12 protein-coding genes and 1 rRNA gene are annotated in these 14,116 nt (G+C 69.9%); 11 read left to right on the forward strand and 2 right to left on the reverse strand.

What is annotated here, in order from left to right; genetic code table 11:
* The 5 genes from AC21LY_RS05920 to AC21LY_RS05940 are packed head-to-tail and all read left to right on the forward strand — an operon-like array spanning position 1 to position 3,677.
* A complete protein-coding gene (locus AC21LY_RS05920) occupies positions 1-654 on the forward strand; it encodes a DNA alkylation repair protein (protein WP_489045377.1) in 654 nt (217 codons plus the stop codon).
* Between the two features lie 46 nt (positions 655-700).
* Positions 701-928, forward strand: a complete 228-nt coding sequence (locus AC21LY_RS05925; RefSeq protein WP_489045378.1) for a ribbon-helix-helix protein, CopG family — start codon at positions 701-703, stop codon at positions 926-928.
* Positions 925-1,227 (forward strand): toxin, encoded by a 303-nt coding sequence (locus tag AC21LY_RS05930; RefSeq protein ID WP_489045379.1) that lies wholly within the window; start codon positions 925-927, stop codon positions 1,225-1,227. Before AC21LY_RS05925 ends, AC21LY_RS05930 begins: the two co-directional genes overlap by 4 nt.
* Positions 1,228-1,258: 31 nt before the next feature.
* Positions 1,259-2,830 carry a glutamine-hydrolyzing GMP synthase gene (gene guaA, locus AC21LY_RS05935; protein ID WP_489045380.1) on the forward strand — a complete coding sequence of 524 codons (1,572 nt, stop codon included), beginning with the start codon at positions 1,259-1,261 and terminating at the stop codon, positions 2,828-2,830.
* Positions 2,831-2,870: 40 nt separating this feature from the next.
* The gene (locus AC21LY_RS05940) at positions 2,871-3,677 is read left to right on the forward strand and encodes an NmrA family NAD(P)-binding protein (protein ID WP_489045381.1); all 807 of its coding nucleotides are present in this window, start codon (positions 2,871-2,873) and stop codon (positions 3,675-3,677) included.
* Positions 3,678-3,868: 191 nt separating this feature from the next.
* On the opposite strand, the gene AC21LY_RS05945 is transcribed toward AC21LY_RS05940, so the two are convergent.
* Positions 3,869-5,221 (reverse strand): PspC domain-containing protein, encoded by a 1,353-nt coding sequence (locus AC21LY_RS05945; protein ID WP_489045382.1) that lies wholly within the window; start codon positions 5,219-5,221, stop codon positions 3,869-3,871.
* A 142-nt stretch (positions 5,222-5,363) separates the two neighbouring features.
* Here AC21LY_RS05945 and AC21LY_RS05950 point away from each other — a divergent pair, with 142 nt between their 5' ends.
* Both AC21LY_RS05950 and AC21LY_RS05955 read left to right on the forward strand, forming a co-directional pair.
* Positions 5,364-6,761: an ATP-binding protein gene (locus AC21LY_RS05950; RefSeq protein ID WP_489045383.1), complete on the forward strand. Its 1,398-nt coding sequence runs from the start codon at positions 5,364-5,366 to the stop codon at positions 6,759-6,761.
* Positions 6,758-7,429: a LuxR C-terminal-related transcriptional regulator gene (locus tag AC21LY_RS05955; RefSeq protein ID WP_489045384.1), complete on the forward strand. Its 672-nt coding sequence runs from the start codon at positions 6,758-6,760 to the stop codon at positions 7,427-7,429. Before AC21LY_RS05950 ends, AC21LY_RS05955 begins: the two co-directional genes overlap by 4 nt.
* Before the next feature lie 30 nt (positions 7,430-7,459).
* On the opposite strand, the gene AC21LY_RS05960 is transcribed toward AC21LY_RS05955, so the two are convergent.
* On the reverse strand, positions 7,460-8,641 hold the full coding sequence (locus tag AC21LY_RS05960) for a serine/threonine-protein kinase (protein ID WP_489045385.1): 1,182 nt from the start codon (positions 8,639-8,641) through the stop codon (positions 7,460-7,462).
* Between the two features lie 95 nt (positions 8,642-8,736).
* Between AC21LY_RS05960 and AC21LY_RS05965 the strand changes: the two genes are divergently transcribed.
* The 4 genes from AC21LY_RS05965 to AC21LY_RS05980 all read left to right on the forward strand — a co-directional run bounded on the left by AC21LY_RS05965 (position 8,737) and on the right by AC21LY_RS05980 (position 14,106).
* Positions 8,737-10,233, forward strand: coding sequence for an amino acid permease (locus AC21LY_RS05965; RefSeq protein ID WP_489045386.1), 1,497 nt, complete (start codon positions 8,737-8,739; stop codon positions 10,231-10,233).
* Positions 10,230-10,928, forward strand: coding sequence for an SDR family NAD(P)-dependent oxidoreductase (locus AC21LY_RS05970; protein ID WP_489045387.1), 699 nt, complete (start codon positions 10,230-10,232; stop codon positions 10,926-10,928). Before AC21LY_RS05965 ends, AC21LY_RS05970 begins: the two co-directional genes overlap by 4 nt.
* A gap of 2 nt (positions 10,929-10,930) precedes the next feature.
* Positions 10,931-11,980 carry a threonine aldolase family protein gene (locus tag AC21LY_RS05975; RefSeq protein ID WP_489045388.1) on the forward strand — a complete coding sequence of 350 codons (1,050 nt, stop codon included), beginning with the start codon at positions 10,931-10,933 and terminating at the stop codon, positions 11,978-11,980.
* 605 nt (positions 11,981-12,585) lie between these two features.
* Positions 12,586-14,106, forward strand: a 16S ribosomal RNA gene (locus AC21LY_RS05980).
* Positions 14,107-14,116 lie beyond the last annotated feature (10 nt).

The following is a 14,116-nucleotide window of genomic DNA, read 5'->3' on the forward strand; positions in this document are numbered from 1 at the left end:
ATGACCCTCGAAGAAGTGCTCGCCCAGCTGGCGGCGCTGGAGGATCCGAAGGCGCGGGCGGTCAACGAGCGGCGCGGCGACGCGCATGGCGTGAACCTGACGAAGCTGCGCGCGCTCGCCACGTCGATCGGCACCGACCGCGAGCTGGCAGGCGAGCTCTGGGACTCCGGCGACGTCGCCGGGCAGCTCGTCGCGCTGCTCATCGTCAAGCCGAAGCAGTTCACCGCGGACGAGCTGGACACGATGCTGCGCACGACGCGCAGCGACAAGGCGCACGACTGGCTGCTGAGCTATCTGGTGAGGAAGTCGGCGTACGTCGATGAACTGCGGATACGCTGGTGGGCCGACGCGGATCCCCGCGTGCGCGCCGCGGCCTGGAACCTCACCACGCACGTCGTGACGACGGGCGACCTCGACCGCGACGCCCTGCTCGACCTCATCGAGCGCGACATGCGCGACGCGGAGCCGAAGCTGCAGTGGGCGATGAACGAGACCCTCGCGACCATCGGCATCGAGGACGCGACCCGCCGCGACCGCGCCCTCGCGATCGGCGAGAAACTGCAGGTCCTGGCCGACTACCCGGTGTCCAAGGGCTGCACCTCGCCCTTCGCCCCGGTCTGGATCACCGAGATGGTCCGGCGCCGCGAGGCCTGAGGCGCCAAAGTCCTACCTTCGGTCGGATGAACGGTAGGGTGATCGTATGGCCAAAGAGAAGATGTCCGTCACGATCGATTCGGACGTCCTTGCAGGGATCGACGCCCAGGCACGTGCCGCCGGCATGAACCGCTCCGAGCTGGTCGAGCGCGCGATGCGCAACGAATGGCTTCGGCTACAGCTCGAGCAGTACACGGAGGTCACTGTCCCGAAGCTGGGTATCGACGAATACGCGGACATGCTGTATCGGGCGAACAAGCGGCTCGAACCGTGATCAGGCAGGGCGAGGTGCTCGTCCGGGCCGACATGGATGCGGAGTCGTACGTCCTCGTGCTTTCGGGATCGATGCATCTGGTGTCCGGCTCGGCGAGGGTGATCACCTGTCCGTTCATCCCGGGCGGGCTCGATGACGGAGTCATGGCGCTGGCGGTCCCGACGGTGTCGCCGACCGGCGTCCTTCTTCCCGAGCTGGTGCACTGGCTGCCGCGGGCCGCGCTCGGGGAATCGATCGGCACCGTCGACGACTCCGCGCTGCGGCACGCGGTCGGGATCGTGGCGGCCCTGGTGTCCTGACCGGCGGCGCGCGGCAACTAGACTCACCAGGGTGACGGACTCCTCACCCAATCCCGTTCTGGTCGTCGACTTCGGCGCGCAGTACGCGCAGCTCATTGCGCGCCGCGTCCGCGAGGCGCGGATCTACTCGGAGGTGGTGCCGCACACCATCACCGCCGAGGAGGTGCGGGCAAAGAATCCCGCCGCCCTCGTGCTCTCCGGCGGCCCTGCGTCGGTGTACGCGGAGGACGCGCCGAGCCTGGACCCGGAGATCTTCGACCTCGGCGTCCCCGTCTTCGGCATCTGCTACGGCTTCCAGATGATGGCCCGCGCGCTGGGCGGCACCGTCGCCAATACGGGCGGGCGCGAGTTCGGCCGCACCGTCTTCACCCCCGCCGAGGGGGTCCTGCACACGGGCCTGCCCGCCGAGCAGCCGGTGTGGATGAGCCACAACGACGCCGTCCAGGTGGCGCCGGAGGGTTTCACCACCGTCGGCTCGACGCCGGGCGCGCCGGTCGCCGCGTTCGAGAACGTCGGGAAGAAGATGGCCGGCGTCCAGTACCACCCCGAGGTACTGCACAGCCCGCACGGCCAGGAGGTGCTCACGCGCTTTCTGTACGAGATCGCCGGGCTGAGGCCCACCTGGACCGCCGCGAACATCGCCGAGCAGCTCATCGAGGACGTCCGCGCACAGGTCGGCGAGTCCGGCCTGGCGATCTGTGGCCTGTCCGGCGGCGTCGACTCCGCGGTCGCGGCCGCCCTGGTGCAGAAGGCCATCGGCGACCGGCTGACCTGTGTCTTCGTCGACCACGGCCTGCTGCGCCAGGGCGAGCGCGAGCAGGTGCAGACCGACTTCGTCGCCGCGACGGGCGCCCGCCTCGTCACCGTCGACGCCGAGGAGACCTTCCTCAACCGTCTGGCGGGGGTCAGCGATCCCGAGACCAAGCGCAAGACGATCGGCGAGCTGTTCATCCGCTCCTTCGAGGGCGCGGTCAGCGAGGTCCTCGGGGAGCAGGCCAGCGCGGGCCGCAGCGTCGATTTCCTGGTCCAGGGCACGCTCTACCCGGACGTGGTGGAGTCCGGCGGCGGCGCGGGCACGGCGAACATCAAGAGTCACCACAACGTGGGCGGCCTGCCGGAGGACCTCGAGTTCACCCTCGTCGAGCCGCTGCGGCTGCTGTTCAAGGACGAGGTCCGCGCGGTGGGTCGCGAGCTCGGCCTGCCCGAGGAGATCGTCGGCCGCCAGCCCTTCCCGGGGCCGGGCCTGGCGATCCGCATCGTCGGCGAGGTCACCAAGGAGCGGCTCGACCTGCTGCGCAAGGCCGACGCGATCGCCCGCGAAGAGCTCACCGCCGCCGGTCTCGACGGCACCATCTGGCAGTGCCCGGTCGTGCTGCTCGCCGATGTCCGCAGCGTGGGCGTGCAGGGCGACGGCCGCACGTACGGCCACCCGATCGTGCTGCGCCCCGTCAGCTCCGAGGACGCGATGACCGCGGACTGGACGCGCGTGCCGTACGAGACGCTCGAGCTCATCTCGACCCGGATCACCAACGAGGTCGAAGAGGTCAACCGCGTGGTGCTCGACGTGACGAGCAAGCCGCCGGGGACCATCGAGTGGGAATAGCGGTCAGCTTCTGACCGCTCCCGTCGGTACCGTCGACGTCATGACGATTCTGGTGACGGGTGCGACGGGCAACATCGGTCGGAAAGTGGTCGACGAGCTGCTGGCGAGGGGTGTCTCGGACATCCGGGCGCTCACCACGGACCCCGCGAAGGCGGCGCTGCCGAGCGGGGTGGAGTCGTTCGAGGGCTTCATCGGCAAGCCGGAGACGCTCGACGGTGCCTTCGAGGGCGTGAGCGCGATGTATCTCGCGCCGTACGAGCCGACCGCGGTGGAGGTGCTGCGCCGGGCGAAGGACGCGGGTGTCGGATACGTGGTCGCCACGTCGGGCAGCGCGCACTGGCAGGCGCTGACGGACACGATCCTCGCGAGCGGACTCGATGTGACGGTGCTCGGTCCGGGAGAGTTCATGGAGAACTTCGCGGGCTGGGCCGGGCAGGTCGCCGACGGCGTGGTCCGCGAGCCCTACCCCGATGCCGGGAGCGCGCCGATCGCGATGGCGGACATCGCCGCCGTCGCCGCGGCCCTCCTCGCCGCCGACGATCGGGCCCCGCACGTCGGGAAGGTCTACGAGCTCACCGGGCCCAGCCACCTCACGCGAGCGGAGATGGCCGCGCAGATCGGCGAGGGGATCGGCCGGAAGGTGCGGTTCGAGCAGATCAGCCGGGAGCAGGCGGAGGAGGCCCTGCGCGCCCAGATGGGCGACATGGCCGGCTGGTACCTGGACCTGCAGGACGCCTCCCGCCGGCACCGGCAGGAGGCGAACTCGCTGGTGGAGGAGCTCAGCGGCCGTCCGCCGATGAGCCTGGCGCAGTGGGCGGAGCGGAATCGGCACCTCTTCGAGGCTTGATCAGCAACACCCCCGCCACGGCGACGGCGCCGATCGCCACGATCGCCACGAGGGTGCTCGCGCTGATCAGGTTGGGCCCGCCGACGGCGCCCCATACGGCGACGATCAGTGCGGCGACGCCTGCGACGAGAAGGGCCGGGGAGAACCGCTTCGCGGAGTGCGGCTCGCGGTTCGCGTTCCGGCCGGTCTGATCAGCGGACACGGTGCACCTCCACCTTGCCGACGTTGCCGCGCGCGTCGATGGTCAGGGTCGGGGCGCCCGGCGCGGCGCCGGCCCCGGCGATCAGCCCCTCGGGGCAGGTGGCATCGCCCACGTTCACCGCGCAGGTGACGCGGACGTTCATCGACTCCGGCACCGTGATCTCGGTCTTGCCCGCGGCGACGCGCGTCGTGACGGTCCGGTCGCGGTCGAGCGTGAGGCCGCGCAGGTTCAGGTCGAGCTTGCCCGCCTGCAGCGTGTACTCGTCGCGCAGGTCCGCCGGCGAGGTCACGGTGATGCTCTGGTCGCCGCGCGGCGCGTCCGCGTAGCCGGCCATCACGTTCTGCGCGGTGGTGCCGACGACGACGAACCCGGCCAGCGGGATCGCGACGGCGAGCAGCCCGTAGCCGGACCTGCGGAACGCGCCGATCACCAGGCCCGCGCCCACGACGGCGAGCATCAGCGATGCCGCGAGAACGGGGGAGATCGTCGCGACCCCCGTCAGGCCGACCGCCGCGATCCCGGCTGCCACCAGCAGCGCGATGCCGAGCGTGACCGGCGTGACGCGCGAGCGGGGCGCGCGCACCGGCACGGGGGCGCCGGCCGCCGCGGGCTCGGGGAGGTCCCACGCGAAGGGCGCGGCGCCCAACGGGTCCCAGCGGGGCGGGTGGATCTCCTCGGTGACCTGCGACGGCACGGGCGGCGTGACGGTCTCGGGTGCGCGGCGCACGCCCGCGGGCTCCGACGGTGCGGTGCCCACCTGATCGGTCGCCGGGCGGGGCTCCGGCTCCCGCGCAGGATACTCGGTGGCGCGCGGTGTCTGCGGGTCCGCGGCCGCGGGCGGCGTCCACACGGGCTGCCACGGGAACTGCGCCGCCGGCGGCTGCCACGCCCCGACGGGGACCGCCGGCGCGCGCTGCGCGGAGACCGCGGTCCCGGGCGGCGGCACGGGAAGGCGCTGGTGCAGCGCGTACCAGCCGGCCAGCAGCAGGGCGACGCTGATCAGCCCGGCGCCGGGCCAGGACGAGCTCATCCCACCGCCGAGGGTGACCGCCAGGACCGCCGCGATGATGAGCACGAAGGGCGGTGGGCCGGAGCGCTGCACGGGGGCGTCGTAGGCGTACTCGGATTCCTTGGGCAGGACGAAGAGGGCGACGATGTAGACGACGAAACCGAGTCCACCGAGCACCGTCGCCCCGATGAAGGCGGCGCGCACGAGCGCGACGTCCACCTGGTAGCGGCGCGCGAAGCCCGTGCACACACCGGCGATCGGTGCCTGCCGGGCGCGGAGCGGCCTGGTCTCCCACATCTGCCGTACCTGGCTGGAGAGGGTTGTCGTATCCATGCATTCGATCCTGCGGGCCGCCGGGGCGCCGGTCCATCGGGATCTACCCTGAATTCCCCGGGGTGGGACTCGGGGTGCGTGCGGATATGGGTGGCTTCCCCGATACCCCGGGGCCCGCGATCCGTGCCACCATCGAGAGACCATGAGCAGCAGACGAGCAGAGCGCCGCTGGGCGCGGTACCAGGCTCGCCAGCAGGCCTGGCAGGCCTGGCAGAGCTGGCAGCAGGACGTGCGGGTGCCGGCCGCGGCGTCCCGTCCGGCCTCGCCCGCCGCCGGGCAGCCGGCCCCCGCACCGTCGCCCGGCCCGGTGTCGTCGCCGGCGCCGCACGGGGCCGCACCGTCGTACCCCAGGATGCACCGGCGCAACGGCGGCGCGGTGATCGGCGGCGTGTGCGGCGGCATCGCCGATCACCTCGGCGTCGACGTCACCAAGGTACGGATCGCCTTCACCCTGCTCGCGCTGCTCGGCGCCGGTGTCGTGATGTACGCGCTGCTGTGGTTCATGTGCCGGCCGGGGACCGACACCGAGCGTCCCGACCCCGCGGAGCGCAGGCAGGGGCTCGCGCTGGCGGTCCTCGGCGTGGTCGGAGCGGCGACGCTGGCCTCGGTGGCGAGCAACACCAGCGCCGGCTTCGTCGTCCCCGTCATCGTCATCGGCGTCGGTGCCGCCCTGGTCTGGCGCGAGGCCGATTCCGCCTCGCGCACACCGTCAGCCGCGCTCGGCGGCGGCTCGCGCCTGATCACCTGGTTGCGCATGCTGGGCGGGGTCACCCTGGTGATCGTCGGCCTCGCCGTGGTCTTCCTGGGCCGGGTGGACGTGGCGGCGATCCCGACCGCGCTGGCTGCCGTCGTGCTCACCCTGGTGGGGGTCGCACTGCTCACCGTGCCGATCTGGGTGCGCCTGTGGCGCGACCTCGGCGCCGAGCGCGCCGCCCGGGTCCGCACCATCGAGCGGGAGGAGATCGCCTCGCACCTGCACGATTCCGTGTTGCAGACGCTCGCGCTGATCCAGAAGCAGTCCTCCGACGGTGCCGCCGTCAAACGGCTCGCGCGCAGTCAGGAGCGGGAGCTGCGCGAGTGGCTGTTCGGCGGCTCCGAAGCGCCGGCGCGGTCGCTCGCCGCGGCGCTCAAGGCCGCTGCCGCCGACGTCGAGGACGCGCACTCGGTGGCGGTCGACGTGATCACGGTGGGTGACGTCGAGGGCGCCGAGCTCGGCGTCGACGACCGGTTCACCGCGCTCCTGGGGGCGGCCAAGGAGGCGATGGTCAACGCCGCCAAGCATTCCGGCTGCGAGAGCATCGACACCTACGCGGAGGTCGACGACACCGCGGTGTCGGTCTTCGTCCGCGACCGCGGCGTCGGCTTCGACCCGGACGCGGTACCGTCGGACCGGCAGGGGCTGGCCAAGTCGATCCGGGCCCGCGTGCAGCGGCGCGGCGGGGATGTCGTGGTCCGGTCCACGCCGGGCCGGGGCACCGAGGTCCGGCTCACGGTGCCCCGTTCGGCTGCCGACGAGACGATCGCGGAGGAGAGTGCGTGAGCTACCGGGTGTTCCTGGTCGATGATCACGGCGTGTTCCGGTCCGGTGTGCGCGCCGAGCTGGCCCGTGAGGAATCCATCGAGGTGGTGGGCGAGGCCGGCGCCGTGGGCGAGGCCGTGGCGGGGATCCTCGCCGCCGCCCCCGACGTGGTGCTGCTCGATGTCCACATGCCCGACGGTGGCGGCGTCGCCGTGCTGCGCGGCGTGGCCGACAATGCGCCCCGCGCGAAGCTGGCGAAGGCGCCGGTCTTCCTCGCGCTCAGCGTCTCCGACGCCGCGGAGGACGTGATCGCCACGATCCGCGCCGGTGCCCGCGGCTACGTCACCAAGACCATCTCGGGGGAGGAGCTGGCCGACGCGGTGCGCCGGGTCGCGGAGGGCGACGCCGTCTTCTCCCCGCGGCTGGCCGGCTTCGTGCTCGACTCCTTCACCGGCCGTTCGCCCGTGCCCGAGCCGGCGCTCGACCCGGAGCTGGACTCGCTGACTCCGCGCGAGCTCGAGGTGCTGCGCCTGCTGGCCCGCGGGTACACCTACCGCGAGATCGCCGAGGACCTGTTCATCTCGGTCAAGACCGTCGAGACGCACGCCTCGAACGTGCTCCGCAAGACGCAGCAGAGCAACCGCAACGCCCTCACCCGCTGGGCCCACACCCGCCACCTCGCGGACTGAGTCCGGGGGCGGCGCGCTGCCGGAACCGGGTCAGCCGATCGCGACGATGATGCCCGCCACGATCGCGGCCAGCACGATGAAGCCGCCGATGATCCACGCCGCGAGAACGGCGTTCGACATGCCCGACGGGGGCGCCACGGGCGGCGGGACGTAGGTGCTGGGCCGCGGCGCGGGCGGGATCGGCCGCGTGCGCTCGATCGGGCCCGACGCTGCCGTGCGCACCGTCGCACCGCGCTCGGCGACCGAACCGGCGGTGCGCTCCCCGGCGGTGCGACGCAGCCACACCGCGGGCGCGCCCTCGGTGGCCTGCAGCGGGGCGGTGAGGATCGCCGCGGGATTGCCCCCGGCCGCGGCGATCACGGCGAGCCGGTCCCGCGCCTGCTCGAGGGTGGGCCGGCGCTGGGGGCTCGGCTGCAGCATGTCGAGGATCACGTGGATCAGCGGACCGTCGTGCTTGGGCGGATTGATCTGTCCCAGAGCGACCTTGTGCAGGAGGGCGATCGAGTCCTCGTCGACGCCGAAGGGCGGCGCGCCCTCGAGCGCGGTGTACAGCGTGGCGCCCAGCGAGTACAGGTCGGAGGCCTCGGAGGGCTCGGTGCCGCGCGCCACCTCGGGGGCGAAGTAGGCGGGCGTGCCCGTGATGATGCCGGCGGGCCCGGCCTCGTCGCCCTTCGCCCGCGCGATGCCGAAGTCCGAGAGCTTGACGGTGCCCGCCGCCCGGCCCCGGTTCGCGATCAGGATGTTGCCGGGCTTGATGTCCCGGTGGATGATGCCCGACTCGTGCGCCTCGATGAGGGCGTCCGCGATCTGGGCGCCGATCTGGGCGACCTGCTTCTCGGGCATCGTGCCGGTCATGTGCAGGACCTGGGCGAGCGAGCGCGAGGGCAGGTACTCCATTACCAGCCAGGGCTCGCCGCGCTCGAGGGCCACGTCGTACATCGCGACGGCGTTGCGGTGCTGCAGCCGCGCGGCGAGACGGCCCTCGTGCAGGGCGCGCCGGCGCAGCTCGTCGGCCTCCTCCTGGGTGAGGCCCGCGGTGGAGATGACCTGCTTGGCGGCAACGTCCCGGGCCAGCCGCTCGTCGCGGGCCAGCCATACGGCGCCCATGCCGCCGCCGCCGATCTTCGACGTCAGGCGGTACCGCCCGGCCACCAGGTGGTCGGGCCCGGGGACGCCCCTGATCGCCCCGCCCGCGCCCGTCGATTCCGCCACGCAGTCGATCCTAGAGGTCGTGCGCGCCGCGCGCGGTAGGTGGCCCGACGGTGCGATTGCCAGCGGTGGGGGTGCCGGGTCGCTACTCTCATCGGGTGTCCAGCCCGCTTGGAATCACCCCGGACGAATCCCTCCGCAAGGGACTGCAGAGCCGTCACATCAGCATGCTTGCACTGGGCGGTGCGATCGGCACCGGCCTGTTCGTGGCGTCCGGCGCGACGATCCACGACGCCGGGCCGGGCGGTGCGCTCCTCGCCTACGCGGTGATGGGCGTCATGGTCTTCTTCCTCATGCAGAGCCTGGGGGAGATGTCGGCGTACCTGCCGTGCAGCAATCCCTTCGAGGAGTACGGCACCCGGTTCGTCAGCAGATCCTTCGGTTTCGCCGCGGGGTGGAACTACTGGTTCAACTGGTCGATCACGCTGGCCGCGGAGGTGGTGGCGGCCGGCCTGATCATGAAGTTCTGGCTGCCGGACGTGCCCTCGTGGATCTGGTCGCTGATCTTCATGGTGGGGCTGCTGGCGCTCAACCTGTTCGCGGTCAAGGCCTTCGGCGAGGCGGAGTTCTGGTTCGCCTCGATCAAGGTGATCGCGGTGGTCGTCTTCCTCGTCGTCGGTGTGCTCATGGTGCTCGGGGTGATCGGCGGTCCGGCCCCCGGCTTCCAGAACTGGACCATCGGCGACGCGCCCTTCGTGGACTGGCCGATGGGCATGCTCTCGGTCTTCCTCATCGCCGGCTTCGCCTTCCAGGGCACGGAGATGATCGCGGTCGCGGCGGGCGAGGCGGTGGAGCCGAAGAGCGCCATCCCGAAGGCCGTACGCACGGTCTTCTTCCGGATCCTGCTCTTCTACATCGGCACGCTCACGATCATCGCCTTCCTCATCCCCTACACCAATCCGGACCTGCTGGGCGGTTCGGCGGAGAACGTGGCCGTCGCGCCGTTCACGCTGGTCTTCAAGCTGGCCGGGATCGACGCGGCGGCGTCGATCATGAACGCCGTCATCCTCGTCGCCATCCTCTCGGCGGGCAACGCCAGCCTGTTCGCGGCGACCCGCGCGCTCTACGGGCTGGGCGTCGAGGGCAACGCGCCGAAGGTCTTCGCACGGGTCACGCGCAGCGGCGTGCCGGGTCCCGCGGTCGCGATCACCGCCGCGATCGGCGCCCTGTGCTTCCTGGCGAGCCTGGTCGGCGACGGCGTCGCCTACGAGGCGCTGGTCACGGCGTCGTCGGTGGCGGGGTTCGTCACCTGGGTCGGGATCGCCTGGGCGCACTACCGGTTCCGCCGGGCGTGGAACCTGCAGGGCCGGGACCTGGGCGAGCTGCCCTACCGGGCCTGGCTGTACCCGGCAGGCCCGATCATCGCGCTGCTCATGTCCATCGCCGTCATCGCCGGCCAGTACTACGTCTCCGTGCGCGGAGGCGCGGAGGGCGGCTGGTACCTGCTGCTCACGTCCTACGCGGCGCTCATCCTGTTCCTGGGCCTGTGGTGGGGGCACAAGCTGGTCACCAGGACGCCCACCGTCGACCTCACGACCGCTGACCTGTCGCCCGTGGCGGCGGCGTCGGCGCACCGCGAACCGGACCTGGTATGAGCGGCGTCGCGGGGCGCATCGTCGTCGTGACCGGCGCGAACGGCGGGCTCGGCCAGGAGGTCGTCCGGCGGCTCGTCGCGGCGGGCGCCACGGTCGCCGTCATCACCCGCGGCGCGCCGGCCGGCGGGATCGCCTCGCTCGACGGGGTGTCCGGCTACCGGGCGGATCTGACCGACGGTGCCGCGGTGCGCGCCGCCGTCGAGGAGATCCGGGCCGCGCACGGCGGGGTCGACGGGCTGCTGCACCTGGTGGGCGGCTGGCGCGGCGGTGTCCCGATCGACGCGGCCGACCCCGCCGACTGGGACTTCCTCGAGGCCGGGCTGATCCGCAGCCTGCAACGCGTCACGCAGGCCCTCTACCCGGCGCTCGCGGCGAGCGACGATGCCCGCGTCGCCGTGATCTCATCGACCTCGGTGGCGAAGCCCACGGCGACCAACGCGATGTACACCGCGGCGAAGGCGGCCGCCGAGGCGTGGACGCTGGCCCTCGCGGACGCCTTCACCGGCACCGGGGCGGCGGCCGTCGTCCTGCGAGTGATGGCGCTGCTCACCCCGGAGATGAGCGAGGCCGCACCCGAGCGGCGGTTCCCGCGGTACACGCCGGTGGGCGACGTCGCCGATGCCCTCGTGCGGCTGTGGGACACCCCCGCCGCGGAGGTGAACGGCACCGTCATCACTCTGGTTCCGGAGACGTAGGCATGGCGCTCCTCCACGATCCCGGGAAGCGCGGCTTCGCGAGCGACAACCACGCCGGGGTGCTGCCGGAGGTGCTCGCGGCCGTCGCCGAGGCGAACCTCGGGCATCAGGGCGCGTACGGCGCCGACGCCTACACGGCGGCGCTGGGCGAGCGGGTGCGGGAGCTGTTCGGTGCGGTAGCGCTGGCCTTCCCGGTGTTCAACGGGACCGGCGCGAACGTCGTCGCGCTGGCGACTGTGAGTGATCGCTGGTCGTCCGTGGTCTGCGCCGACTCGGGGCACGTCAACGTCGATGAGGGCGGCGCCCCGGAGAAGGTGGCGGGGCTCAAGCTGGTCGCGGTGCCGGCCGCGGAGGGGAAGCTGACCCCCGAGGCGATCACCGCCGCCGTCCCCGCCCGAGCGGGCGACGTGCACTGGTCCCAACCGCGCGTGCTTTCGGTGGCGCAGTCCACCGAGCTGGGCACCGTCTACACCCCCGACGAGCTGCGCGCCCTGGCCGACTACGCGCACGAGCGCGGCTGGTTGCTGCACATCGACGGCTCCCGTCTCGCCAATGCCGCTGCGAGCCTCGGGGTCCCGCTGCGGGCGATCACGACGGACGTCGGCGCCGACATCGTGAGTGTGGGCGGCACCAAGAGCGGGCTGCTGGGCGCCGAGCTGGTGCTGGTCCTCGATGCCGAGCGGGCCGGCGGTGCGGCGTACGTGCGCAAGCTGTCGATGCAACTCGCCTCCAAGCAGCGCTTCCTGTCCGCGCAGTTCCTGGCCCTGTTCGACGGTGACCGGCACCTGCGGGTGGCAGGCCACGCCAACGCGATGGCCCGTCTGCTCGCCGAGCTCGTGGGACCGGTCGACGGAGTGGCGATCACCCGTCCGGTGCAGGCCAACGCCGTCTTCGCGGTGCTCCCGCACGCCGCCGCCGAAGCTCTGATGGAGCGGGTTCCGTTCCACTTCTGGGACGAGGCACGGAGCGAGGTGCGCTGGATGTGCGCCTGGGACACCACGGAGGAGGATGTCCGCGCCTTCGCCGAACTGGTGCGTGCGCAGCTGGCCTGAGCGGTCCGGCGCGGGGCCCGGAAGTCACCTCTTCGCTGGTGGCGCCCGGGAGTCGGCACCCCACCGAGCTCGATTTGCGCGATGGAGATCGGAGTTGCTAAGCTGGTCGGGTTGCTTCGAGCAGCCAGCCCCACAGAGGGACATCACTTTCGAGCGCGAATCGCGGTCGGGAGGGTTTCGCTGTGTGGTTGTGTGGTCTGGATGTACCCCGAGATCGACTTGCGAGAGCGAGTTGCGAACGGAAATCCGGTCTGCTAAGCTAGAACGGTTGCTCCGAGCAGCCCGGCAGGGCGAGTTTGACTCGCTTGCGGGGATGGGGTAGCTTGAACGGCCTGCGAGGGTGCGGTTCACACAGAATTTATATGGTGTGGGCGGCGGCGTTTGGCGTGTTCTTTGAGAACTCAACAGTGTGTCGATGAAATTGTCAGTGCCAAAATTTTTTTGGCACGCATGGACAATCAGTATTTGTACTTGGTTGTTTGTGTTGTGGCTTTTCTCGTTTATTTCTTTGCGAGATGTATTTCTGGAATCATTGATTTTTGTCAGTGGTTTCGTTTTGTTCAGGATTTCCTGGATTATGCTGAAACCTTGGGTTTCTAGTGTTTTTTATGGAGAGTTTGATCCTGGCTCAGGACGAACGCTGGCGGCGTGCTTAACACATGCAAGTCGAACGGTAAGGCCCTTTCGGGGGTACACGAGTGGCGAACGGGTGAGTAACACGTGGGTGACCTGCCCTGTACTTCGGGATAAGCCTGGGAAACTGGGTCTAATACCGGATATGACCTGCTCCTGCATGGGGGTGGGTGGAAAGCTTTTGCGGTATGGGATGGGCCCGCGGCCTATCAGCTTGTTGGTGGGGTAATGGCCTACCAAGGCGACGACGGGTAGCCGGCCTGAGAGGGCGACCGGCCACACTGGGACTGAGACACGGCCCAGACTCCTACGGGAGGCAGCAGTGGGGAATATTGCACAATGGGCGGAAGCCTGATGCAGCGACGCCGCGTGAGGGATGACGGCCTTCGGGTTGTAAACCTCTTTCAGTAGGGACGAAGCGTAAGTGACGGTACCTACAGAAGAAGCACCGGCCAACTACGTGCCAGCAGCCGCGGTAATACGTAGGGTGCGAGCGTTGTCCGGATTTACTGGGCGTAAAGAGCTCGTAGGCGGTTTGTCACGTCGTCTGTGAAAACCCGAGGCTTAACCTCGGGCCTGCAGGCGATACGGGCAGACTTGAGTACTGTAGGGGAGACTGGAATTCCTGGTGTAGCGGTGGAATGCGCAGATATCAGGAGGAACACCGGTGGCGAAGGCGGGTCTCTGGGCAGTAACTGACGCTGAGGAGCGAAAGCGTGGGTAGCGAACAGGATTAGATACCCTGGTAGTCCACGCCGTAAACGGTGGGTACTAGGTGTGGGTTTCCTTCCACGGGATCCGTGCCGTAGCTAACGCATTAAGTACCCCGCCTGGGGAGTACGGCCGCAAGGCTAAAACTCAAAGGAATTGACGGGGGCCCGCACAAGCGGCGGAGCATGTGGATTAATTCGATGCAACGCGAAGAACCTTACCTGGGTTTGACATATAGAGGATCGCCGCAGAGATGTGGTTTGCCTTGTGCCTTCTATACAGGTGGTGCATGGCTGTCGTCAGCTCGTGTCGTGAGATGTTGGGTTAAGTCCCGCAACGAGCGCAACCCTTGTCTCATGTTGCCAGCACGTTATGGTGGGGACTCGTGAGAGACTGCCGGGGTCAACTCGGAGGAAGGTGGGGATGACGTCAAGTCATCATGCCCCTTATGTCCAGGGCTTCACACATGCTACAATGGCGCGTACAGAGGGCTGCGATACCGTGAGGTGGAGCGAATCCCTTAAAGCGCGTCTCAGTTCGGATTGGGGTCTGCAACTCGACCCCATGAAGTCGGAGTCGCTAGTAATCGCAGATCAGCAACGCTGCGGTGAATACGTTCCCGGGCCTTGTACACACCGCCCGTCACGTCATGAAAGTCGGTAACACCCGAAGCCGGTGGCCTAACCCCTTGTGGGAGGGAGCTGTCGAAGGTGGGATTGGCGATTGGGACGAAGTCGTAACAAGGTAGCCGTACCGGAAGGTGCGGCTGGATCACCTCCTTTCTAAGGAGCA

Source organism: Tsukamurella sp. II2bb (genome assembly GCF_057815145.1).

Bases quoted from the DNA above. Each gene is read 5' to 3' on its own strand.
- AC21LY_RS05920 (WP_489045377.1), top strand. From the start codon at position 1: ATGACCCTCGAAGAAGTGCTCGCCCAGCTGGCGGCGCTGGAGGATCCG.
- AC21LY_RS05925 (WP_489045378.1), top strand. From the start codon at position 701: ATGGCCAAAGAGAAGATGTCCGTCACGATCGATTCGGACGTCCTTGCA.
- AC21LY_RS05940 (WP_489045381.1), top strand. From the start codon at position 2,871: ATGACGATTCTGGTGACGGGTGCGACGGGCAACATCGGTCGGAAAGTG.
- AC21LY_RS05945 (WP_489045382.1), bottom strand. From the start codon at position 5,221: ATGGATACGACAACCCTCTCCAGCCAGGTACGGCAGATGTGGGAGACC.
- AC21LY_RS05950 (WP_489045383.1), top strand. From the start codon at position 5,364: ATGAGCAGCAGACGAGCAGAGCGCCGCTGGGCGCGGTACCAGGCTCGC.
- AC21LY_RS05970 (WP_489045387.1), top strand. From the start codon at position 10,230: ATGAGCGGCGTCGCGGGGCGCATCGTCGTCGTGACCGGCGCGAACGGC.
- AC21LY_RS05975 (WP_489045388.1), top strand. From the start codon at position 10,931: ATGGCGCTCCTCCACGATCCCGGGAAGCGCGGCTTCGCGAGCGACAAC.